Origin of the sequence: Mucilaginibacter sp. PAMB04168, from assembly GCF_039634365.2 — a bacterium.
Classification (GTDB): Bacteria; Bacteroidota; Bacteroidia; order Sphingobacteriales; family Sphingobacteriaceae; genus Mucilaginibacter.
This window is the reverse complement of the sequence record NZ_CP155079.2, coordinates 3,400,211-3,424,171: the sequence shown is the minus strand read 5'-3', so window position 1 is coordinate 3,424,171 and position 23,961 is coordinate 3,400,211. Positions and strand designations below refer to the sequence as shown.

The 23,961-nt window shown below is 44.3% G+C and carries 16 protein-coding genes; 15 read left to right on the top strand and 1 reads right to left on the bottom strand.

The genetic code is table 11. The annotated features are described in order from the left end of the window. The first annotated feature begins 2 nt into the window (after positions 1 to 2). The 7 genes from ABDD94_RS14555 to ABDD94_RS14525 all read left to right on the top strand — a co-directional run bounded on the left by ABDD94_RS14555 (position 3) and on the right by ABDD94_RS14525 (position 11,760). On the top strand, positions 3 to 1,712 hold the full coding sequence (locus ABDD94_RS14555) for a RagB/SusD family nutrient uptake outer membrane protein (RefSeq protein WP_345952846.1): 1,710 nt from the start codon (positions 3 to 5) through the stop codon (positions 1,710 to 1,712). 21 nt (positions 1,713 to 1,733) lie between these two features. Further along, positions 1,734 to 4,796, top strand: a complete 3,063-nt coding sequence (locus ABDD94_RS14550) for a TonB-dependent receptor (protein ID WP_345952845.1) — start codon at positions 1,734 to 1,736, stop codon at positions 4,794 to 4,796. Between the two features lie 4 nt (positions 4,797 to 4,800). Further along, positions 4,801 to 6,552 (top strand): RagB/SusD family nutrient uptake outer membrane protein, encoded by a 1,752-nt coding sequence (locus ABDD94_RS14545; RefSeq protein WP_345952844.1) that lies wholly within the window; start codon positions 4,801 to 4,803, stop codon positions 6,550 to 6,552. Positions 6,553 to 6,637: 85 nt separating this feature from the next. Beyond that, complete coding sequence (locus tag ABDD94_RS14540; protein ID WP_345952843.1) at positions 6,638 to 8,890, top strand: glycoside hydrolase family 3 N-terminal domain-containing protein; 2,253 nt, start codon at positions 6,638 to 6,640, stop codon at positions 8,888 to 8,890. A gap of 45 nt (positions 8,891 to 8,935) precedes the next feature. Further along, positions 8,936 to 9,700, top strand: a complete 765-nt coding sequence (locus ABDD94_RS14535) for a ThuA domain-containing protein (protein ID WP_345952842.1) — start codon at positions 8,936 to 8,938, stop codon at positions 9,698 to 9,700. Between the two features lie 35 nt (positions 9,701 to 9,735). Beyond that, complete coding sequence (locus ABDD94_RS14530) at positions 9,736 to 10,902, top strand: glycoside hydrolase family 18 protein (protein WP_345952841.1); 1,167 nt, start codon at positions 9,736 to 9,738, stop codon at positions 10,900 to 10,902. Positions 10,903 to 10,920: 18 nt separating this feature from the next. Beyond that, entirely contained in the window at positions 10,921 to 11,760 is an 840-nt protein-coding gene (locus ABDD94_RS14525; protein ID WP_345952840.1) for a ThuA domain-containing protein, read from the top strand. A 43-nt stretch (positions 11,761 to 11,803) separates the two neighbouring features. Here ABDD94_RS14525 and ABDD94_RS14520 read toward each other — a convergent pair whose 3' ends face one another. Beyond that, positions 11,804 to 13,039, bottom strand: a complete 1,236-nt coding sequence (locus ABDD94_RS14520) for a serine hydrolase (protein WP_345952839.1) — start codon at positions 13,037 to 13,039, stop codon at positions 11,804 to 11,806. A 331-nt stretch (positions 13,040 to 13,370) separates the two neighbouring features. Between ABDD94_RS14520 and ABDD94_RS14515 the strand changes: the two genes are divergently transcribed. The 8 genes from ABDD94_RS14515 to ABDD94_RS14480 all read left to right on the top strand — a co-directional run bounded on the left by ABDD94_RS14515 (position 13,371) and on the right by ABDD94_RS14480 (position 23,938). Next, positions 13,371 to 14,702: a sigma-54 dependent transcriptional regulator gene (locus ABDD94_RS14515; RefSeq protein WP_345952838.1), complete on the top strand. Its 1,332-nt coding sequence runs from the start codon at positions 13,371 to 13,373 to the stop codon at positions 14,700 to 14,702. Positions 14,703 to 15,183: 481 nt separating this feature from the next. Continuing rightward, positions 15,184 to 15,261, top strand: coding sequence for a potassium-transporting ATPase subunit F (locus ABDD94_RS14510; RefSeq protein WP_188418949.1), 78 nt, complete (start codon positions 15,184 to 15,186; stop codon positions 15,259 to 15,261). A 12-nt stretch (positions 15,262 to 15,273) separates the two neighbouring features. Beyond that, a complete protein-coding gene (gene kdpA, locus ABDD94_RS14505) occupies positions 15,274 to 16,992 on the top strand; it encodes a potassium-transporting ATPase subunit KdpA (RefSeq protein WP_345952837.1) in 1,719 nt (572 codons plus the stop codon). A 116-nt stretch (positions 16,993 to 17,108) separates the two neighbouring features. Further along, positions 17,109 to 19,142 (top strand): potassium-transporting ATPase subunit KdpB, encoded by a 2,034-nt coding sequence (gene kdpB, locus ABDD94_RS14500; protein WP_345952836.1) that lies wholly within the window; start codon positions 17,109 to 17,111, stop codon positions 19,140 to 19,142. A gap of 52 nt (positions 19,143 to 19,194) precedes the next feature. After that, positions 19,195 to 19,758 carry a K(+)-transporting ATPase subunit C gene (locus tag ABDD94_RS14495; protein WP_345952835.1) on the top strand — a complete coding sequence of 188 codons (564 nt, stop codon included), beginning with the start codon at positions 19,195 to 19,197 and terminating at the stop codon, positions 19,756 to 19,758. A 142-nt stretch (positions 19,759 to 19,900) separates the two neighbouring features. Then, positions 19,901 to 20,986 (top strand): porin, encoded by a 1,086-nt coding sequence (locus tag ABDD94_RS14490; RefSeq protein ID WP_345952834.1) that lies wholly within the window; start codon positions 19,901 to 19,903, stop codon positions 20,984 to 20,986. A gap of 73 nt (positions 20,987 to 21,059) precedes the next feature. Then, the gene (locus tag ABDD94_RS14485) at positions 21,060 to 22,193 is read left to right on the top strand and encodes a sensor protein KdpD (RefSeq protein WP_345952833.1); all 1,134 of its coding nucleotides are present in this window, start codon (positions 21,060 to 21,062) and stop codon (positions 22,191 to 22,193) included. Next, entirely contained in the window at positions 22,190 to 23,938 is a 1,749-nt protein-coding gene (locus ABDD94_RS14480; protein WP_345952832.1) for an ATP-binding protein, read from the top strand. Before ABDD94_RS14485 ends, ABDD94_RS14480 begins: the two co-directional genes overlap by 4 nt. Positions 23,939 to 23,961: the final 23 nt, after the last annotated feature.

Below are 23,961 nucleotides of genomic sequence, written 5' to 3'. Positions count from 1 at the left end.
TCATGAAAAACATATACTTAATTCTTTTAGCAGTTCTGATTATATCAGGCTGTAAAAAGTATCAGCAGGATGGGCCACTTGAAAACCTGACTGAAGACCTGGTTTTTGATCCTCAAGATAAAAACGGCTATTACGCCGAACAATATTTAAACAATTTATATAGCAGTTTGCCAAATGGATTTAACCGCATTGGCGGCGACTTTTTAGATGCTGCTACAGATGATGCCCTGCCATCAAGAGATGGAACGGATATTGAAAATGTCTCTCAGGCACGTATTAGCAGTGTTATCAGCAACCCGGACGGTTATTGGAATAACGGTTACACCACCATTCGTAAAGTAAACGTGTTTTTGCAGAAAATTGATGTAGTGCCTGTAGCTGCCAGAATACCAGGCTGGAAAGCAGAAGTTCGTTTTTTACGTGCCATGGCTTATTTTGAACTGCTTAAGCGCTACGGCGGTATTCCGTTAGTGGGCGACCAGGTTTTTTCTGATGCGGATAACCTGAATATCAAACGCAGCACATTTGCCGCCTGTGTAGATTACATAGTTAACGAATGCGATGCCATTAAAACCTTGGTAAAGCAAGAGCCGCTTTCAGCAACCGACTGGGGCCATGCTTCCCGTGGCGCTGTTTTAGCGCTTAAATCACGGGTGCTATTATATGCCGCCAGTCCGTTATTTAATGGAGGTGTTGCTGCCGGAGCCACTGCTGAGCAGCGAGAGGTAATGGGCTATGCCAATTTTGATGCTGAAAGGTGGAACAAAGCAGCCCAGGCAGCTTTAGAACTTATTAACCTCCCAGGCAAACCGTATAGCTTACCCGCGCCTGCCAGCAAGAGCTTTAGCGCTATATTTTTAGACCGCAAAAATTCAGAGATCATTTTAGATTATCTGCGAGATGTTAATTATGATATTGAGTACAATAACGGGCCTATCGGTTTTTCTAATCAGGCAACCGGCTTGGGCCGTACCAGCCCCACGCAGGATTTGGTTGATGCTTTCCCCACGCTTGCCGGACGCGCCATAGCAGAGACCGGCTCCGGCTATCAATCACAAGCCCCATACGCAAACCGCGATCCCAGGTTGGCTTTTACCGTACTGGCTAATGATGTAACCTGGCTAAATCGCAAACTGGAAATGTTTGAAGGCGGTTTGGACAAGCCTAACAAAGGCGGACGCGTGCAAACTAAAACTGGTTATTACCTGCGTAAATTCATGGGCAATTTTACCACGGCAACTTCTTATGCTAACGGCCCTCGCAACTTTATCATTTTTCGTTACGCCGAAATACTGCTCAACTTTGCAGAGGCGCAAAACGAATATCTATCTACCCCAAGCGCAGACATTTATAATGCCCTGCGCGACTTAAGAAGGCGAGCTCAGATTACCGAAGGCACAACCAACAAGTTTGGCATTAAAGACAATATGACCAAGGCTGAAATGCGCGACGCCATTAAAAATGAAAGAAGGCTGGAACTGGCTTTTGAAGAACACCGTTATTGGGACCTGCGCAGATGGAAAGATGCCGAAAGGGTACTGAACCAGAACCTTAGTGGCATGCAAATCATTAAAAATGCAAACAGCACATTCACCTATACCAAAGTGCCGGTAGGGCAGGTGCGGTTTGCTTTTCCTAAAATGTATTTGTATCCCGTCCCTTTTGCCGAAATCTCAAAAAGCAGTAATCTGATTCAAAACTTTGGCTGGTAACGATTGCCCATTTAACTAAACATGAAAAAATATTTATTGATTATTATAGGGCTCCTCTGCATACAGCAGCTGTTTGCCCAGCAAAGAACAATTACCGGTACGGTTACCGAAGGAAAGGAAAAAATACCGGGCGTTACGGTGCTTGAGAAGAACCAAAATAACGGTACCACGTCTGACGGTGAGGGTAATTTTAAGATTACGTTGAAAGGTAACAGCCAGGTGCTGGTGGTTTCGTCGGTAGGTTATTTAACTAAAGAGGTAAATGTAGCCGGCCGGAGCAAGTTGGTTATTGACTTGCAGCCCGATGCCAAAGGCATTGAAGAGGTGGTGGTTGTAGGCTACGGTACCCAAAAGAAAATCACAAACACAGGTGCAATAAGTAGTATCAAAGGAGACGATATTCGGCAAACGCCTACCGCCAGTATCCAGAATGCGCTTATCGGTCGTTTACCGGGGTTTACATCACAACAGCGTTCGGGCAGGCCAGGTTCCGATGGTGCCTCTTTCTTAATACGCGGATTAAGTACACCCAATGATGGTGCCCCGCTTATTATAGTTGATGATGTAGAGTTTACACAACCCATCAGTGAGTTAGATCCTGATCAGGTAGAGTCTATTTCGTTATTAAAAGATGCGGCTACTACGGCTATTTACGGCGTAAGGGGAGCAAATGGGGTAATGGTAATTACTACCCGGCGTGGTAAACTGGGAAAGCCGGTGGTCACCTTGCGGTCTGAGGCAGGCTTTCAAACACCTACCAATCAACCACACTATCTCGATGCCTATCAATCGGCTTTGCTGGTAAATGAAGGCTATGTGAACGCCGGTCAGCAGCCCTTGTATAACACCCGCGACCTTCAGCTCTTTCAAGACGGCACAGATCCGTATGGCCATCCGAATGTAAACTGGACCAAGACACTGATCAGGCCATCCGCTTCAGAGTTCAGGGAGAATTTAAATATATCGGGCGGCGTGGATAAAGCCCGGTATTTTATTTCGGCAGGTTACCTGTCACAAGGCGGCTTGCTGCAAAATTTTGATGACCCTAATTCGCAGGTAAACACCAATTACTATTATCGCCGGTCAAACTTCCGGTCAAATTTAGATATCCAGGCAACCAAGACATTAGCGCTAAAATTGGATTTATCTGGTGCGTTTAATGAGATCAATCAACCAAATATAGGTGGCCGAAACGGCCGTAATAATGCTTTTTATGAAATAAGTGATTACAACCAATTACCACCGTTTGCCTATCCCATTTACAACCCTGACGGCTCTTACGGTGCCAATTCAGCTACGGCAATCAATAACAACATTGTGGGCCGTATTGCTTTAAGCGGTTATAACCGCGACTATTATAATGACATAACCGGCAATCTTAAAGCAGTACAAAAACTCGATATGCTTACAAAAGGATTGTCTGCTATGATCAACTTTAGCTATAACGGGCGCTATCAATACTGGCGCAGCCTTACCCGTGGCACTGCATCAGGTTTTCCATCTTTCATTTATAACCCGGTTACTGATACCTATGCACCCAAAAACAACACCAGTCGTATCGAAAAGTATTCCTTGGTGTATGGAACAAACGGCGGTAATTCCTATAAGCGTCTGAACTACCTGGCGTCTTTAAACTACGACCGCACGTTTGGCGGAAACCACGTTTATGGACTGGCTTTGCTTAACGATCAGAACGCTGTTACCGGAACAGGTGATCCGGCCGCCCTGCGCGGATTAACCGGTCGTTTAGGGTATGATTATAAACGTAAGTACTTAATCGAATTCACAGCAGGCTACAACGGCTCAAACCGTTTTCCTGAGGGTAGCCGTTACGGGTTTTTCCCGGCAGTTGCAGCAGGTTGGAACATTAGCGAAGAGGAGTTTTTCAAAAAGCATATTCACTTTGTCGACTTGCTGAAATTCAGAGGTTCATACGGTTTAACAGGCAGTGACAAGGTGTATGGCAATACTTACATCTACCTGCAAACGTACGCAAACGGTGGAAGCTATTCGGTAGGTGAATCTAACAACAGCTTTACTGGTATTACTGAAGGTGCTTTGGGCAACATAGTTTCCTGGGAGAAAGAAAAGGTCACCAACGTGGGTATGGATTTAACCATGTTTAAAGGGAAAGTAACTGCCACTGTTGAGGTATTCAGACGTTATCGTTATGATATCCTGCAGCCTCGGGCATCAGTTCCAAGCTTAATTGGAGTTGATTTGCCTCCGGCTAACCTTTGGCGTGTTCAAAACCGCGGCTTTGAGGTTGATCTGGGCTATAACAACAACATTGGTAACTTAAATTACTCATTGCGCGGCAATGTTTCTTATGCCCGCAATAAAGTGCTGGAGCGGGATGAGCCCCGTCAGCCTTATCCATGGTTATCGCTCACCGGTCAGCCAATGGGTACTATACTGGGCTATACCTTTTTAGGTTACTATACGGCAGCAGATATAGCCGACCCTAAGGTTGCCAAGCCAGCAGCGGTTGGCGCAGCTAACGCCGGCGATTTAAAATACCTGGACAGAAATGGCGATGGCCTTATCACCACAGATGATCAGACCGTGCTTAAATATCCGAACTTACCCAATACGATCATCGGTTTTACGCCTTCCTTCAGTTACAAGGGTTTCAGCATTACGGCAACGTTTCAAAGCGCGCTTAATTTTGCACTTCGTGGCATAGCCGAATCTGTTGTTCCGTTTGTTAATAATTTCCGCGACATACACCAGAATGCATGGCGGCCTGATAATCAGGAAAATCCAAGTTTTCCTCGCATAGCAACAAACATTGGTGCAACTACCAGCCACCCTGCTAATTACGTGTCCGACTATTGGATGAGAAGAGGGGATTACCTGAGGCTTAAAACCATGGAGATTGGTTATACACTTCCGGCAAAGTTTGTAAACAAATTCAAATTCAGCGGTGTACGAGTTTATGCCAACGGTTATAACCTGGCCACATGGGCTTTGGTAGATAAAAATATCTATCAAATAGATCCTGAGAACAACTCAGGGCAGGACGGTTCAGCCTTTTACCCACAAACCAAAATTTTCAACTTCGGATTACAACTTACTTTTTAACGATATGAAAAAGCTTAGTTTTTTACTGGCCTTGTTGAGTATACTGCTTTACTCATGCAAGAACCAGGATTTGCTCGACCCGCAAACAAGTACAACACTAAATAAGGAGTCGACCTTTGCCGATAGTGTGCTTACTATGCGCTTTATGTACGGCATTTACAGCGATGTTAGCTTCACCTTTAGCTATAAGCGGTATGAAGGTATTTTTGCTGGAACAGATGAAGGTGCCGGAGAAGGGTGGGGTACCTTAAGTGGCCCTACACAGCCCTTTGTAATGACCAGTTTGGGCACCATGAATCCAACCCAAACCACACCTTATATTGATGCCTGGAACATTGCCTGGCGAAATATCAGAAGATCGAACGTGTTTTTGGGTAATGTAAAAAATTCACCGCTTAAACCTGCCACACAAGAACTTACTATGGCCGAAGTACGCTTTTTGCGAGCGTGGTATTATGCCATACTGTTGCGCAACTTTGGCGGTGTGCCTTTAATAGGCGACAAGCTGTTCGAACCATCTGACGATCTGAACATACCTCGAAATACTTATGCCGAGTGCGTTAGCTACATAATAAGCGAGTTAGATGCTATTGCAAACGTTTTGCCGATAGAGCACCTGCCGCAAAATTACGGTCGCATTACCAAGGGAGCCTGCCTTGGTTTAAAAGCCAGAGTGTTATTGTATGCGGCCAGCCCGTTATTTAATGGAGGCGGCGTATCCGGCAACCCTGAGCTAAAGGCGCTAACTTCCTATCCTGATTTTAATCCAGACCGTTGGAAACAAGCTGCTGATGCGGCAGAAGCAGTTATTAAACTGAATAAATACATGCTGATGGAAGACAATGTAACTGCCCCGGGATATGGTTTCTCGAGAGTCTTTCTTACCCGTGTAAACACAGAGTACGTTTTGCCGGGTATGCTTGCTCCCAATAAAACTTTAGAGAACCGGCTTTTGCCACCATCAAGAGGCAACAACACGGTTGAGTCTATGCCCACTCAGAATTTAGCCGAAGCTTTTGGAATGATTGACGGTAAACCTATTGTTGATGGCGGACCGATTGCAAAATCGCCGATGTATGCGGCTACAGATCCTTTTAAAAATCGGGACCCCCGTTTTAATTACACCTTTATTTATAACGAAACGCCCTGGTATAATAATACTACCGGAAAGAAGGACCCTATTTTTACTTATGATGGTGCCGCCAGAGACGGCTACAATGTAGTGAAGAATAGCACCGGATATTTTTGGCGAAAGATGATGAGCGATAACTCTGCTCAAAATGGCGGGTCAAACACCGACAGATGCTTTCCACTGATCCGGTATGCCGAAATTTTGCTGGCCTACGCAGAAGCAAAAAACGAGATGGGAGATGTTAATACGGCTTACGAGCAACTTAAACTGATAAGAAAGCGGGCCGGAATTTTACCTGGTGCAGATGGCTTATACGGTCTTACTGCCGGCCTGTCGAAAGACGACATGCGTAAAGTGATACAGAACGAATACCGGGTAGAATTTGCGTATGAGGATCACCGCTATTTTGATGTACGACGTTGGAAAATTGCACCCTTTACGCAAAATCAAACCATATATGCGATGAAGATCACTAAGACCGGCAATACCTACACTTATGCTAAAGTGGTAGCTACACCGTCGGGGAACGCTAATCATGTATTTGTGGAATCGAATTACCTGTTTCCAATACCGCAAACTGAAATTAACAGGGACAAGTCGCTTGTTCAAAATCCTGGATATTAAACTGCAAAGCAACGTCGTATCGCCTAAATATGTACAAGATGTTTGGGTGATACATCAGGTGCAGTTAAAATTATGACCAACAAAAATGAAAAAATACAATGCGGTGCTTTGTTTTCTGCTCATGTATTGCCTCAATACATCGGCTCAAAGCAAGCGCATTCATCAACGGGTTGATTCTGTACTTAGGCTTATGACGCTTAAAGAAAAGATTGGCCAGTTAAACCAATATTCCGGACGTGATGTAACCGGGCCATCCAACCCCCAGCAATATAATCTGCGTAACGAAATTAAAAACGGTATGGTGGGTTCGATGCTCAATGTAAAGGGCGTTAAAGATACACGCGAGATACAAGGAGTGGCCCTGCAATCGAGGCTGAAAATCCCGCTGCTTTTTAGCCTGGATGTAATTCATGGTTATAAAACCGTTTTTCCGGTCCCGTTGGCCGAAGCAGCATCCTGGGACACTGCCGCCATACGTTTGTCTGCGCATACAGCGGCTAAAGAGGCGGCTGCATCTGGTATTCACTGGACCTTTGCACCCATGGTTGATATTGCACGTGACGCGCGCTGGGGACGTGTAATGGAAGGGGCAGGAGAAGACACTTACTTAGGGTCGGTAATTGCCAAAGCAAGGGTAAAGGGTTTCCAGGGTGAAAGGCTTGGGGGTACCGATGCCGTTATGGCTTGCGCCAAACACTTTGCCGCCTATGGCGCTGCGCTTGCCGGCCGCGATTATAATGCGGTTGATATGAGCGAGCAAATGTTGCAGGAGGTATACTTACCGCCTTTTAAAGCAGCAGCAGATGCCGGCATTGCCACTTTTATGAATTCATTTAATACGTTGAACGGCATCCCGGCTACGGGCAACCGGTATTTGCAGCGCGATATATTAAAAGGCGACTGGAAGTACCCGGGATTTGTTGTAAGTGACTGGGGATCGATAGGTGAGATGACAACCTGGGGCTATGCTGATGATTTGAAAGATGCGGCACGCCATGCCATTACTGCCGGCAGCGATATGGATATGGAAAGTCAGGCGTACAAAAAGGAGCTGGAAAGCTTGGTTGTTTCCGGTAAGGTCAATATCAAATGGATAGATGATGCCGTACGGCGCATTTTATATAAAAAGTTCGAATTGGGCTTGTTTGATGATCCTTATAGGTTTTGTGATGCAACGCGCGAAGCAAAAGTGATGGCCGATAATTCGCACCAATTGATTGCAAGATCGGTTGCGGAAAAATCAATAGTGTTACTTAAAAATGAGAACCATATTTTACCCCTTCAGCAAGCACCTAAATCGGTAGCGCTAATTGGGCCGCTTATAAAAGCAAAAAAGGACTTAGCGGGAAGCTGGACCGTGTATGCAGATACAGCAAGTATAACCAGCGTATATATGGGTTTGCGTAAAAAGTTTAGCTCGCAAACCACGTTTAATTATGCCCGTGGTTGCGGCATCAATGATACCAGTAGTGCAGGCTTTCATGAAGCTATTGAACTGGCCACCAAGTCGGATATAGTAATTATGGCGTTGGGTGAGGCAGGAGATATGTCGGGTGAGGCTAAGTCCCGTTCAGACATTCATCTTCCCGGTAAACAGGAGGAATTGTTTAATGCCATTAAGGCCACCGGTAAAAAGGTAATTGTTGTATTAATGGCGGGTCGGCCAATGATTTTTAATGACATTGCTGATAAAGCAGATGGTATTATATACGCTTTCTGGCTGGGTTCTGAAGCCGGAAATGCAATAGCTAACGTTATCTCAGGCGACTATAATCCATCCGGAAAGCTTCCGATCACTTTCCCACGCGCTATGGGGCAAATCCCTATATTTTATAATTACTCAAACACCGGCAGGCCGGTTACTGCTACCAGCGGAATCGTGTACAAATCAGCATATATTGACCTGCCTAATACCCCACGTTACGCATTTGGCTACGGGTTAAGCTACAGTAGTTTTACTTATAGCGACCTGAAAATTAGTAAAGCCAAGCTAACGCAAAAGGAAAGCTTTAATGTAACGTTCACACTCACTAACAACAGTGCCTTTGCCGGTGAAGAGGTAGTGCAGCTGTACTTACAGGATAAAAAGGCATCTGTTGTAAGGCCGGTTAAAGAACTAAAAGCTTTTGCCAAAATAATGCTTAAGCCCGGCGAACATCAGGGCGTTACATTTACGGTTAAACCAGATCAGTTAGCTTTTTATAAACCAACGCAAGGCTGGATCACTGAGCCGGGATCATTTAAATTAATGATTGGCGCCGCCTCAAACGATATTAAGCTGAGTACAGATTTTGAGTTACAAGATGTGGTAAACCAGGGATTGTCCAGCAACAAGTGAGGCCGGCTTTAACGCAATTAATACTAATCTAAAGTTTGAAATCAAATGAAAAGCCTGTTTTGCATTGCCTTAGTAATGTTATTCAGTATGTGCGCGCTTCGGGCGCGGGCGGGCCAGGTATCACATCGGCGTGTGCTGGTGCTATATGAAAATGGCGGTCATCACCTGGCCTATTCATTGGCAGCAAAAAACTGGTTAAACAAACTGGCTACCGATAGCGGTTTAACGATAGATTATATCACTGATGCGCAACAAATCGGGCCAGGTAGCCTGGATCACTATCAACTTATTATACAGCTTGATTATCCTCCTTACAGTTGGCCACTAAGAGCTGAAAAAGCTTTTCAACAATATATAGAAAAGGGAAAAGGCGGCTGGTTAGGCTTTCATCATGCCACTTTGCTTGGGCAGTTTGATGGCTACCCGCTTTGGTCGTGGTTTGCACATTTTATGGGCGATATCCGCTTTAAAAATTACATCTCAACGTTTGCCAACGGAATGGTAAAGGTAGAAGATGGGAAGCACCCGGTAATGGAGGGTGTTCCGGCTACATTCCTTATCGAAAAAGAGGAATGGTACACCTACAATCTGAGCCCCCGCGGTAAGGTTAAGGTACTGGCCAGTGTTGATGAAAGTACGTATGAGCCATCTGCCACTATTAAAATGGGTGATCATCCGGTAGTTTGGGTGAATCCGCAAGTCAAGGCAAGAAACGTTTATATTTTTATGGGGCATTCCCCCCAATTGTTTAAGAATGAGGCCTATAAACGGCTTGTTAGCAACGCCATATTCTGGGCCTTGAGAACTTAAAGTTTATAAAAGCATTTGGTTTTAAAGAGCATACTATGATCTTTTTTACCGATATAACTAAAAACGAGATGAGCAAAATTGTACTTTCTGTTTTTTTGTGTTGGAGCGTGGCGTTACAGGTTTTTGGCATTGGTGCCGACGGCCCCAAAAAGGTTATCATTGGTTATGTGGGTGGTTACCGGGGCAGGGTCATACCTGCAGAACAAATCCAGGTTAACAAGATGACACACATCAATTATGCGTTTGCCAAGGTTGTACGCAACAGGGTCAGGCTGGCTTATACCAGAATAGACAGCATAAATTTAGTAAATTTAATAGGCCTTAAGAAAAAGAATCCGGCACTCAAAGTATTACTGTCAGTAGGTGGGTGGAGCTGGAGCGATAGCTTCTCAGAAGCAGCACTTTCTGATACCTCCAGGCAAGCTTTTGCAGCCAGTGCTGTGGACCTTTTAAAGAGGTTTCACCTGGATGGGCTTGATATAGACTGGGAATATCCGGGCATGGCCGGCAGTGGGCACCACTTCCTGGCGTCGGATAAGCAAAATTTCACCCTGTTGCTTAAAGCATTGCGTTTGGAGCTGGATCTGGCTGGACGAAAGCTCGACAAGCGATTTCTGCTGACTGCTGCCACAGGTGCTTTCCGTACCTTTTTAAAGCATACCGAAATGGGCAAAGTTCAGGTCAGTTTGGATTACATCAATTTAATGACTTACGATTATTTTGGTGGTAATCGGGCTGTACATCATAGTAATTTGTATGCATCGGCAAGCGATCCGCGCGGCGACAGTGCAGATAAGGCTGTAAGAGATTATATAGCAGCAGGTGTACCCATCTCCAAGCTAGTTATGGGCCTTGCCTTTTATGGAAGAATGTTTCAGCTAGACAGCACTGCACGTACCGGACTTGGTGACCGTAAAAGTGCTTACATGCAAGGCCGTGACTTTTATGTGTTGCAGGATGAATTTATAAACAAAAACGGATTTCAAAGATACCAGGACACCTCAGCACGGGCTCCCTATCTTTTTAACCCAAAAAACAGGCAGTTTATCACCTATGAAGACGGATGGTCGGTTGGGCATAAATGCAAGTATGTGATCGATCATCAAATGGCCGGAGTAATGTTTTGGGAATACGATGCCGATCCAAACAGCCAGTTGTTAGATCAGATACAGCTTTCTCTAAAAAATATGCAGTCACGATAGTAAACAACAAATCCAAATATGAAGACAGCTTTTAAAGGCCTGGCTACTGTAGTTGCGTTATTCGCGCTTGTAGCTATTGGTGCTGCTGCAGATGCAGCAAAACCGAAATTTAAGGTCATTGCTTTTTATACCGCTAAAGCAGATTTAGCTCATATCAGTTTCGTACAAGAAGCTAATCATTGGTTTCCCGAAATGGCTAAGAAATACAACTTTACTTATGACTCTACCAATAACTGGAACAACCTGAATATGGCTTTTTTAAGCAAGTACCAGGTGGTGCTTTTTTTAGATACCAGACCAGAGCAGCCTGAACAGCGTGCAGCGTTTGAGGCTTACATGAAAGGTGGCGGCGCCTGGATGGGGTTCCATTTTGCAGCCTTCGCATTAAGTCCTTCAGGCGTTCCTCAAAACTGGGACTGGTACCATAACGAATTTTTGGGCTCCGGGCAGTATAGCAGCAATACCTGGCGGCCAACTTCTGCTGTATTGCGTGTAGAAAATAAACGAAGTGACATTACAAAAGGTCTTCCGGCAACTTTTACAGCAGCCCCTAACGAATGGTATAGGTGGGAAAAGAACCTGCGCCAGAATGCTGCAATCGAAATTCTGTTATCAGTTGATACGAGTAGCTTTCCGTTAGGAACCGGGCCAAAACCGAATGAAATTTGGCATAGCGGCGACTATCCGGTGGCTTGGAGAAACAAGAATTACCGTATGGTTTATGTGAATATGGGACACAACGATATGGACTACGAGCACAAGTTTGATAATACTAATAGAACCCTATCCTATACATTTCACAACAGCATGCAAAATAAGTTTTTATTAAACGCTTTACAATGGCTAGGCAAAAGGTAAGTTTAATTAGCGCTTAGCCAAATTGAGTAAAGCCATTAATAGGTTACTTGAACTTAGACAAATTGGGCAGGTGTTCTTTTTTGCGTTTTAACTCGTATGAATAAAGTACCTGGCCTATGTTCTTCAAAAAAGGAAGACATACGGTTTGGTACTCATACTTACTATCGTTGTAAATACCGTCTTCGTTTGATTGTACTACCGCCGTAATCATAAACTCTACCTTGTTTTTGAAATCAACAATGTAAGCGTTATCAATATTATAACCGTAAGAATCACCTATTTTGTTGAATATTCTTATATCCGGGTTAATCACTGCACTGCTGTCAGACCCATAAAACAAGAACTTACAAAACGCAGGATAAAACTCCGGGCGTTTGTAGGCAGGGTAATCGCTCTCGGTAGGCAGCATGCTCATGTATTTATAAATTAACCGGTAGTCATCCTTTAGCAAATTGAACCGCTGCTTTAACGGATATACCTCCGGGAACATCAATCGTTTTAGAACCGATTGCTGGTCGGCTATGGTGTAAATGTTCTTTTCGCTAAAATCAAATGGCTTCATTACTAACTGGTCTTTGTTATCCAGATAGCCTTTACCTTGTAGCATATAGTCCATTTGCATGGGGTAATCATTAGCATCAAACAGGGCTGGTTTAGTATAAACCAATTTGCCGTCTTTATAAAAATTTACCGGGTTGGTATGTTTAGTGCCTTCGCCTACATCACCAATGGCTAAACGGCCAACAATGCGTGTATTGTTTAACTGATACTTTTTTAATTTTTGGTTGATCTCTTCACGGCCCACAAATTCGTACAAGCGGTTATAAGCATCATTATCGCTCACCAGCAAGATCTTTTTGATGTAATGCGCAATGCTGGGTGCGCCGTTGGGTGAGGTAGGGTCTTTAGTAACTTTTGTTTGGCCGGCAAAGGCGCTGTCAGTAATCATTACCGCATCTCTGTTAAAACCGGTAACTTTCACTTCATTTATTTTTTCAAGTGCAAAAATGGCTGTAGGTAATTTTACTGTACTTGCCGGGTAAAAGTACCGTTTGGGATTTAGCCGGTAACTATATGAGGTAAAATGCGGAACGTTATTCTTATCCCGGTCAATTTTTGTGTAAAGTAACTGAACCTCGTTTTGTTGCGGATGCTTTAGGATGTTTGCGAACAAGTCTGGCCGCGACGCTAATAATCTCTTTAAAAATACAGTGTCTATGTTTTGAGCATGGGAGCTAAGTGTTGCCATAGTAAGCATTGCCAATAAAATGCGTTTCATGGTTGTAAATATAATGTGCAAAACCAGCTTAAAGATGCTAAAGTGCACGTACAATTAAAAAACATACTAACAATGTTTAACGCTGATAATTTACGCTAAGAATGGAACGTATAAATTGTTTAACGCCCAAAAGTGGACCAGGGAAAATAAATAACACAAAAAACAGCGAACCGATAAGCGCACCTTGCCTGTTGTAGTTCTGTCGTTAGAGGTTCGGTTGACTATTTTATTAATTGGTTGCACGTCCTATCAGGCTTTGCTTAAGCAAAGGCCGAATGTTTTTCTTGCCTCTACGGGAGTTTAAGCATATTATTGCATTGATTTACTTGCTATGCAAAATACCATTCTCATCATCGATGACGAAAAGAAATTAAGTGGCTTGCTTTCGCGCATTATAGAGTTAGAAGGTTTTAGCGTGCTGCAGGCGGCCACCGGTAAAGACGGCCTAAAGCTATTGGTACAGGAAGATGTGCAGGTAGTGCTTAGTGATGTAAAGCTACCCGATGTAAACGGGGTTGACCTGGTAAAAACCATTAAAGAAAGAAAACCATACGTAGAGGTTATCAATCTTACCGCCTATGGCACCATAGCAGATGGGGTAAAAGCCATGCAAAACGGCGCTTTTAATTACATAATTAAAGGCGACGATAATGACAAGATTATACCGCTTATAAACCAGGCATTACAGAAAGCACAACTGCAACAGCGTACCTTCGAACAGGAAAAGAAAATACATAGCAAACATAGCTTTGCTCAAATAATCGGAACATCCAAGCCCATTACAGAAGCGGTTAGCCTGGCCCGGAAGGTGGCTACGACCGATACCACCGTATTGCTGTTAGGCGAAACCGGAACCGGTAAGGAAGTTTTTGCATCAGCCATACATTATGAAAGTCAGCGGCGGTTGATGCCATTTGTGGCAATCAACTGCAGTAGTTTTACTGCTGAACTGCTGGAAAGCGAATTGTTTGGTTACAAGGCAGGGGCATTTACAGGGGCTTTAAAAGACAAAAAAGGGCTTTTGGAAGAGGCCCAACATGGCACCGTTTTTTTAGACGAGATAGGCGAGGTAAGCATGGAACTGCAAGCTAAACTATTACGGGTGCTCGAGAGTAAAACCTTCATTAAGGTAGGCGATACACAAACTACCAAAGTAAACTTACGTATACTGGCTGCCACCAATCGCGATTTGCAAAAGGAGGCAGAAGCCGGCCGTTTCAGGTTAGATTTGTTTTACCGTTTGTCGGTTTTTACCATCCATTTACCGGCGCTTAATGAGCGCAAGGCCGATATTGAACTTTTGGCAAAGCACTATCTTAAAGAATTCACTGTTAAAGCCGGCAAGTACCCTATCAAACTTACTGACGACTTTTTACGCCTGCTCACCCAACATCATTGGAAGGGCAACATACGCGAACTGAAGAACGTGATGGAACGCGTGGTGATTCTGGCTGATAGCAACCTGCTTACGCCCGATTTACTACCGCCAGAATTTAATTACGTTAGTACTAATACCAATGCTTTAGACTTAGAAACAGTAGAACGGCAGCATATTCAAAAAGTACTTGCACACACCCGCGGTAACAAAACCGAAACAGCGCGCCTGTTAGGCATTGGCCTTACCACTTTGTACCGTAAGCTTGATGAGTATAAGCTAACATAGCATTTAGCACTTATCGGCCAAACTGGGATACACTCATATGCACAGGTAATCAAAAAATTGAGGACAATAAGGTGTTTAATCTGGCATTCCCTCTTAAAAGTATCGATAACAATATTCTTCTATTTAGGTGGCACGTTATTACCGGTCAGTAAGGCCTGTAATGCCAATGCGCAGCTATCACTCACAATCACGATTATACCGTTCAGCAATCGTGATTTATGACGGTATCCTCTTCCAAAATGAAAATCAACCCTTCCATTTTGGAAGGGTTTTTTATTTCCTGATTTTGCCACTTTGTTGTTTTTGTAGCTTAATTGACTGGTAGTCAAGGGTGTATTTATAGCTTATTAAAAGCGGCACCTGCTTTGGCATTAGGGGTAAAAACAATTACTATGCTTATTATTCTGCTCTTTGTGATCCTGCTCATCCTGTGCTGGCTCATCTTTAAAACTATCGACTGGTTCGAAAAAATCTGAAAATTATGTTAGCGCTATTCATCATCTCTCTGGCAGTTTTTGCATACATGGTGTATGTACTGCTCAAACCCGAAAAATTTTAACCTTCACAAACAATGAACACTGAACTATTAGGCATCATTGCATCTTTTGTCATTACACTGGCCATAGCCATTCCGCTGGGTAAGTACCTGGCCAAAATGTTTGCCGGCGAAAAGGTATGGACAGATTTTATGAAGCCGCTCGAAAGAGGCCTTTTTAAATTATCGGGCATTAATCCTAATGAGCCCATGAACTGGAAACAGTTTTTGAAAGCTATGATGACCATTAATATCCTGTGGTTGGTTTACGGCTTTTTTGTGTTAATATATCAAGACAAGTTACCTCTAAATCCTGACGGTAACCCCGGTATGACGGCCGACCTTGCTTTTAACACCATTATAAGTTTCGTAGTTAACTGTAACCTGCAACACTACTCTGGTGAGAGCGGGGCTACCTACTTAACTCAGCACTTTATATTCATGTTTTTGCACTTTACCAGTGCGGCAACCGGTATAGCTGCAGCTGTTGCATTATTTAAAGCATTTCGCGATAAAACAACTACTGATCTGGGGAACTTTTGGAATTTCTTTGTAAAGGCCATTACCCGTTTGTTGCTGCCGTTAGCTATCGTTGTAGCTTTAATACTCACTTTCAACGGTACACCATCAAGCTACGCCGGTAAAGATCAGTTTGTATCCATGCAAGGCGATACTGTGAACGTGTCACGTGGACCGGCTGCCCAAATGATTGCTATTAAGCACCTCGGTACCAACGGTGGCGGCTGGTTTGGAGCCAACTCAGCGCACCCGCTCGAAAACCCGAACTATCTAACTAACGTAACCGAAATAGTATCGCAAATGATTATCCCTATGGCTATGATATTGGCCTTTGGTATTTTTATACGGCGTAAAAAGCTGGGTTGGGTAATATTTGGAGTAATGATGGCGGGTATGTTTATGCTGTTGATACCTACTATAACAAGCGAGTTAGGTGGCAACCCTGCCATTGCTAAAATGGGTGTAACACAGGCCACCGGAGCCATGGAAGGCAAAGAAGTTAGGTTCGGACCGGCAGCTACCGCATACTGGAGCACATTAACTACTATTGTATCAACAGGGTCGGTTAACGGGATGCATGATAGTACTATGGCGCTTACCGGCTTGTGGCAACTGCTGGGTATGATGATCAATGGTTTCTTTGGTGGCTGTGGGGTGGGCATACTTAACTACTTTATCTACCTTATTATAGCTGTGTTTATATCGGGCTTAATGGTAGGCCGTACACCCGAATTTTTAGGGCATAAAGTAGAAGCACGTGAAGTGAAAATAGCAGCGCTTATAACCCTGCTAAGTCCGCTGTTGATTATGGCAGGTACAGCCCTGGCCAGTTATGTTTTTGTAGCACACGGTAATGCCGATTGGGCTGTTAAGCCGGCCAACTGGTTAAATAACCCAGGTTATCATGGCTTTTCGGAGATGTTATACGAATTTACGTCATCTAACGCCAACAACGGTTCTGGTTTTGAGGGTTTGGGCGATAATAATATCTTTTGGAATATCAGTACTGGTATCGTACTTATACTGGGCCGTTTCCTACCCATTTTTGGGCCTATAGCCATAGCTGGTTTATTGGCACAAAAAAAATATATACCCGAAAGTGCAGGTACCTTACGTGTAGATACGGTAACCTTCGGCCTTATGACGTTTGCCATCATTTTAGTGCTAAACGCCTTGTCTTACTTCCCTGCATTAGTATTAGGCCCCATTGCTGAATATTTTTCCATGATTAATTAAGCTCCTTCTCATCTCCCCCGGAGGGGAGACTTGTAATCGAAACAGAATATAAAATATGCTTCTCAAAGCCCTCCCTCTCCCGAGGAGGATTAAGAGCGGCAACCTTCATACTGAAAATGAAATCTCAATCCAATAAATTATTCGAACCGGCCTTAGTGCAATCAGCATTAAAACAGTCGTTTATAAAGCTTAACCCAAAGGTGATGATGCGTAACCCGGTAATGTTCACCGTGGAGATTGGCACCGCCATTATGCTGTACGTAACCATATACAGTGTAACACACAATGGCCAGGGCACCCTTGCTTATAACCTTATCATATTTTTAATACTGCTTTTAACCCTGCTGTTTGCCAATTTTGCCGAAGCTATTGCCGAAGCACGTGGCAAAGCACAAGCGGATAGCTTACGCAAAACCCGCGAAGATACGCCCGCTAATGTGATAGATGATAAAGGCAATATCACTGTTGTATCATCCAATCAATTAAAAAAGGGCGATGTGTTCGTTTGTGAAGCCGGCGATACCATTCCTACCGATGGTGAAATTGTAGAAGGCCTGGCTACGATAGATGAATCGGCCATTACGGGTGAATCTGCCCCGGTTATACGCGAGTCTGGCGGCGATAAATCATCTGTTACCGGTGGTACAAAAGTTCTGTCAGACCGTATAAAGGTGATGGTTACCACGCAGCCCGGCGAAAGTTTTTTGGACAAAATGATTGCGCTGGTTGAAGGTGCATCACGGCAAAAAACCCCTAACGAAGTAGCCTTAACTATTTTGTTGGCCAGTTTTACCATCGTCTTTATTATCGTATGTGTAACGCTTAAGCCATTTGCTGATTATGCCCATACGCCCATTACCGTTGCTGCACTTATTTCGCTGTTTGTGTGTTTAATACCTACCACCATTGGCGGTTTGCTATCGGCCATTGGTATAGCCGGTATGGATAGGGCCTTGCGTGCCAATGTAATTACCAAAAGTGGCAAAGCAGTTGAAACCGCCGGTGATATTGACGTATTACTACTTGACAAAACCGGAACTATAACGATAGGCAACCGTAAAGCCACCCAGTTTTGGCCAGCGCCCGGCGTAGCTCCTGAAGATTTGGTTAAGGCCTGCGTAATGGCCTCATTAAGCGACGAAACGCCCGAAGGAAAATCGATCATCGAATTGGCTCAGCACAATAATAGCCGTGTGCCTTTGCAAGCGCCGCAAGGTTCGGTATCTATAAAATTCACTGCCGAAACCCGTTCAAGCGGCATAGATACGCCCGATGGTATACGTATACGCAAAGGCGCCTATGATTCTATGCGTAAGCTGGCGCTGAATGCTGGTCATACGGTGCAAGCTGTGGTTAAAGACAGGGTAGAAGCTATTTCATCAAACGGTGGTACACCGCTGGTGGTAACCCAAAATGAAGAAGTTTTAGGTACGGTTGAATTACAGGATATTATTAAACCAGGTATTGCCGAACGTTTTGAACGGCTGCGCAAAATGGGTGTTAAAACCGTAATGGTAACCGGTGATAATCCTTTAACCGCCAAGTTTATAGCTGAAAAAGCTGGCGTGGATGATTTTATTGCGGAGGCTAAGCCCGAAGATAAGATGAACTACATTAAACAGGAGCAAGCAACCGGAAAGCTCGTGGCCATGATGGGCGACGGTACTAATGATGCACCCGCGCTGGCCCAGGCAGATGTTGGCGTAGCCATGAACAGTGGTACACAGGCGGCCAAGGAAGCCGGCAACATGGTAGACCTGGACAATGACCCCACCAAACTGATTGAAATTGTAGAAATAGGCAAACAGTTGCTCATTACCCGCGGTACGCTAACCACCTTCTCGATAGCTAATGATGTGGCCAAATATTTTGCCATTGTACCGGCATTGTTCATAGCCTCTATACCGGCCCTGCAGAGTATGAACATTATGCGCTTGCACAGTCCGGAAAGCGCCATCTTATCGGCCGTAATTTTTAATGCTGTTATTATTCCCTTACTCATACCATTGGCTTTAAAAGGGGTGGAATACAAGCCTATTGGTGCCACAGCGTTACTGCGCCGCAACTTGCTGATATATGGCCTTGGCGGTGTAGTTGCGCCATTCATTGGCATAAAACTGATTGATTTGGTTGTGGGACTTATGGTTTAGCCCCTCCAAATGAATTAAAACGCGTCATTATAACAATAAATAAAATAATAAAATGAAAAGTTTAACACAGTCATTAAGACTAACACTGGTACTCGTAATACTATTATGTGTAATATACCCTGTATTAATTTCCTTTGCCGGCAAATTGGCCAAAGGGCAGTGTGATGGTGAGAAAGTAACCCTCAATGGGAAAATTGTAGGCTACGCACTGCTGGGCCAAAAGTTTGATAAGCCGGAATATTTCTGGACGCGCCCATCTGCAGTAGGTTACAATGCCGCAGGTTCTGCCGGTTCTAATAAAGGTCCAAGTAACCCCGATTACTTAAAGGATGTACAAAGCCGCATAGATACGTTATTAAAATATAATCCCGGTGTTAAAAAGAGCGACATACCTGCTGATCTGGTTACGGCATCGGGCAGCGGTTTAGATCCCGACATTTCACCCGAAGCAGCTGCTATACAAGTAAAAAGAGTAGCCGCAATTCGTAAGCTGGATGAAAAACAGGTGGCTCAATTGGTTGCTGCCAATACACAAAAGCCATTAATAGGCTTGTTCGGTCCGTCAAGCGTTAATGTGCTTAAACTGAATGTGGCATTAGACGCATTAAAGAAATAACCCGAAACTACCATAACATCCTTTGTCATCACCAATACTAATGAGGGACCTTTTAGTGGCAAAAAGTTTACGCTGCAAAAAAAGATTGCTCTCGTTACCACACTAATGACCGAATGATTTATAGCAAAACTGACAACACGCAATGAAAAATATTCTGCTCATAGCAGCGCTTAGCTGCACCACTTTATTAGCCAAATCTCAAACCCAGGACAGTACAAAAGCCGGTAAATTAACCGTTAGCGGTTATGCCGAAATTTACTATGGGTTCGATTTTAATCGGCCAACCAATAATAACCGCCCGGGATTTATCTATTCGCACAACCGGCACAACGAGGTAAACCTGAACCTGGGTTTTATAAAAGCCAATTATGATAACGGCAGTATAAGAGCCAACATGGCTGTTATGGCAGGCACCTATGCCAATGCTAATTTAGCTGCCGAACCTGGGGTTCTTAAGAATATACTGGAGGCTAATGCTGGTGTAAAGCTCTCAAAAACAGCCAGCCTATGGCTCGATGCGGGTATCTTCGCCTCGCACATCGGGTTTGAAAGTGCTATTTCAAAAGATTGCTGGACGTTAACCCGCAGCATCCTGGCCGAAAATACACCTTATTATGAATCGGGCGTAAAGCTGGGATACACCACAACAGATGGTAAGCTAACCCTAACAGGCTTATACCTTAACGGATGGCAACGCATTAACCGTCAGGATGCCAACAGCAAGCCCGCCGGTGGTTTGCAGGTTTACTACAAGCCAACTGATAAAATTACCCTTAATTACAGCAATTATTTAGGAACAGAGGGAGCTGACTCTGTACGTGTACGCAGGTTTTATAACAACTTTTACGGCGTGTTTCAGCTCAGCAGCGCCTTTGGGTTAACAGCTGGTTTCGATTACGGTATGCAGCAGCAGGCCAAAGGCAGTAACCAATACAATTATATTATTTCTCCCGTAGCCATTGCCCGCTACCAGTTAGCTACGCAATGGGCGGTGGCTGGCAGGGTTGAGTATTATCAGGACAAAAATGGCGTCATTATAGCCACCGGGACGCCTAATGGTTTTAAAACCACAGGCTATTCCATTAACTTGGATTACGCACCGGTAAGCAATGGCCTACTACGCTTAGAAGGTAAAGTATATGATAGTAAAGATGTAATATTTAACAGGTTGGGTAATGCAGTAAACACCAACCCGGCTATCACGGCAAGCATAGCCGTTTCGTTTTAGTAATGTTAAAGCCGGTTTGTTGCAAAAGGTTGAGCAACCAACTAAACACAATCACCTTTAATGAGTACCCAAGATGCCCGAAGAAGAACATAAGGACGGTTCGGTTAAGAACTTTATCGAGCTGGTTAAAAAATCCAGGCGTGGCAAGCTAAAGGTATATATCGGCATGAGCGCAGGTGTTGGCAAAACTTACCGTATGCTGCAGGAAGCGCATGCCCTGCAGCGTAACGGTATAGGCATACAAATTGGCTATATAGAAACCCACAACCGAGCCGAAACACATGCCCTGTTGGATGGATTACCCGTAATAGCCCGCCGCAAAACCTTTTATAAAGGCAAGCAACTCGAAGAAATGGACTTGCAGGGTATCTTGAACCGGCACCCGGAGGTAGTTATTGTTGACGAACTGGCCCATACCAATATTGAAGGCAGCAAGAATGGGAAGCGCTGGCAGGATGTGCTGGATATACTGGAGGCCGGAATTAGCGTAATAAGTGCTGTAAATATTCAGCATTTGGAAAGCCTGAACGAGGAAGTTGAAGATATTACCGGCATTGCCATCACTGAGCGCATCCCCGATAAGATATTGCAACTGGCTGATGAGATTGTAAACATTGACCTTACCGCCGACGAACTCATAGACCGGCTTAAGGAAGGGAAAATTTACGAGCAGGGCAAGATAGCACTGGCATTGCAGAACTTTTTTCAGAGCGATAAGATATTGCAGTTGCGCGAGATGGCATTGAAAGAAGTAGCACATCACCTGGAACGTAAAATTGACAACGAAATACCTAAGCAGATCAAACTCCGCCCCGAGAAATTTTTGGCCTGTATTTCGTCAAACTCAGTTACGGCCAAAATAGTGATCCGCAAAACCGCCAGGCTGGCTTCTTACTACCGGTCGCCCTGGGTGGTATTGTACGTGCAAAGCAGCAGCGAAAGTCTCGACAAAATTAAGCTCGACAAGCAGCGGCATTTAATTAATAACTTTAAACTGGCTACCGAATTAGGCGCCGAGGTGGTGAAAATTAAAAGCGACCAGATCACCCAAACCATTATGCAAATAGCCGAAGAGCGCGAAGTAACCACCATTTGTATTGGCAAGCCGCACTTAAGCTTATTTCAGGTAATTTTACGCACTGCAGTGTTTAACGAGCTGCTTAAAAAAATAGCCGCTACAGAAACCGATTTAGTGATACTCTCATGAAAATTAAAACCAAACTCAGACTAGGATTCGGCTTTTTGTTTGTCGTGGTCCTGTTCTTTGGTGCTATCTCCCTTTATTATATTCAGGATATCTCCAACAATGCCAAAGTAATTTTAAAAGACAATTATGAAACCCTGAGCTACACCCGCGAGATGCGTACCCTGCTGGATGAGAACAACTTGCCCCTTGCACCAGCAGTTGCAGCGCAGTTTGATAAGCAGTTGGGTAAAGAGGAACACAATGTAACCGAGAAAGGCGAGCAGCAAGCGGTAGCCCAACTACGCGTAGCTTTTGATCAGCTTAACCACCAACACACGCCCCTTAATCAGCAAGTGGCCCAAAGAGAGGTCCGTTCGCATTTACGGCAAATTGAGTTGTTAAACATGCAGGCTATTGTGCGCAAAAATGACGCTGCAAGGGCATCGGTAAACCAGGCTAGTTTAATGCTGGGTATTGCCGGTGCCTTTACTTTTCTGGTACTATTTAGTTTTAGTGTTAATTTCCCGGGTTTTATTGCCAACCCTTTGCGTGCACTGCTGGAGGGTATCCGCGAGATTAGCGAGCGTAATTACAGCAAACGATTGCATTTTGACCAGGGCGATGAGTTTGCCGAAGTGGCCGGCGCCTTTAACAACATGGCGGCCCGGCTCAATGAGTGGGAAAACAGCAACCTGGCCACCGTTTTATCCGAAAAGCGGCGAATCGAAACCATCATTGAGCAAATGCAGGATGCCATTGTAGGTGTAGACGAAAAGCAGGAGGTGTTATTTATGAATGATACGGCGCGCAAAGTACTCAACATTACTGAGGATAAGGTGATTGGCCAAAACACCCAAAAGCTGGTTCAGAACAACGACCTGTTTCGGTCTATCATCACAAATGATTCGGCTGTTAAGGCACTGAAGATTGTGCTCGATAGCAAGGAATTGCATTTTCAGCTGCAAAGCCGTGATATCTTTGTGCCTAACCTGGATAAGCAGAGTGATGCAATTAAAATTGCTACCAAATCGGCTGGCAAAGTTTATGTGTTGCGCAATATTACCGAGTTTAAGGAGCGTGATGAGGCTAAGACAAACTTTATTGCAACCATATCGCATGAGCTAAAAACGCCGATATCTTCTATTAAGATGAGCCTAAAATTGCTGAAGGACGAAAGGGTAGGAGCCATGAACACTGAACAACAGCAACTGGTAGAACACATTGCCGATGATAGCGCCCGTTTGCTCAAAATTACCAGCGAATTGCTGGAGCTATCGCAAGTTGAAACCGGAAACATTCAATTAAATTTTGTGCCGGTTGACCCAATGCAGATAGTGGATTATGCAATTAATTCGGTCAATTTTCAGGCGGGGCAAAAGGGGATAGCTATAGATGTGGTTAGCGATGGGCATTTACCCAAAGTGCAGGCTGATGTAGAAAAAACGGCCTGGGTGCTGGTTAACTTTTTATCAAACGCATTGCGATACAGTGCCGAAAAATCGAAGATCATCGTCAAGTTGGCCGTAGGTCATAAACAAGTTGAGTTTTCGGTGCGCGATTTCGGTAAGGGTATAGATGAGCAGTACCAGAAGCGCTTGTTCGATCGTTATTTTCAGGTACCTACAGATGGACAGAATAAATCGGGATCGGGCCTGGGGCTTGCCATATCAAAAGACTTTATAGAAGCGCAGCAAGGTAAAATATGGGTTGAAAGCGCTATAGGTGAAGGTAGTAGGTTTGTTTTTAGTTTGCCAGCTTCCTATTAATGATAGTAGTTCTTTTACCATTT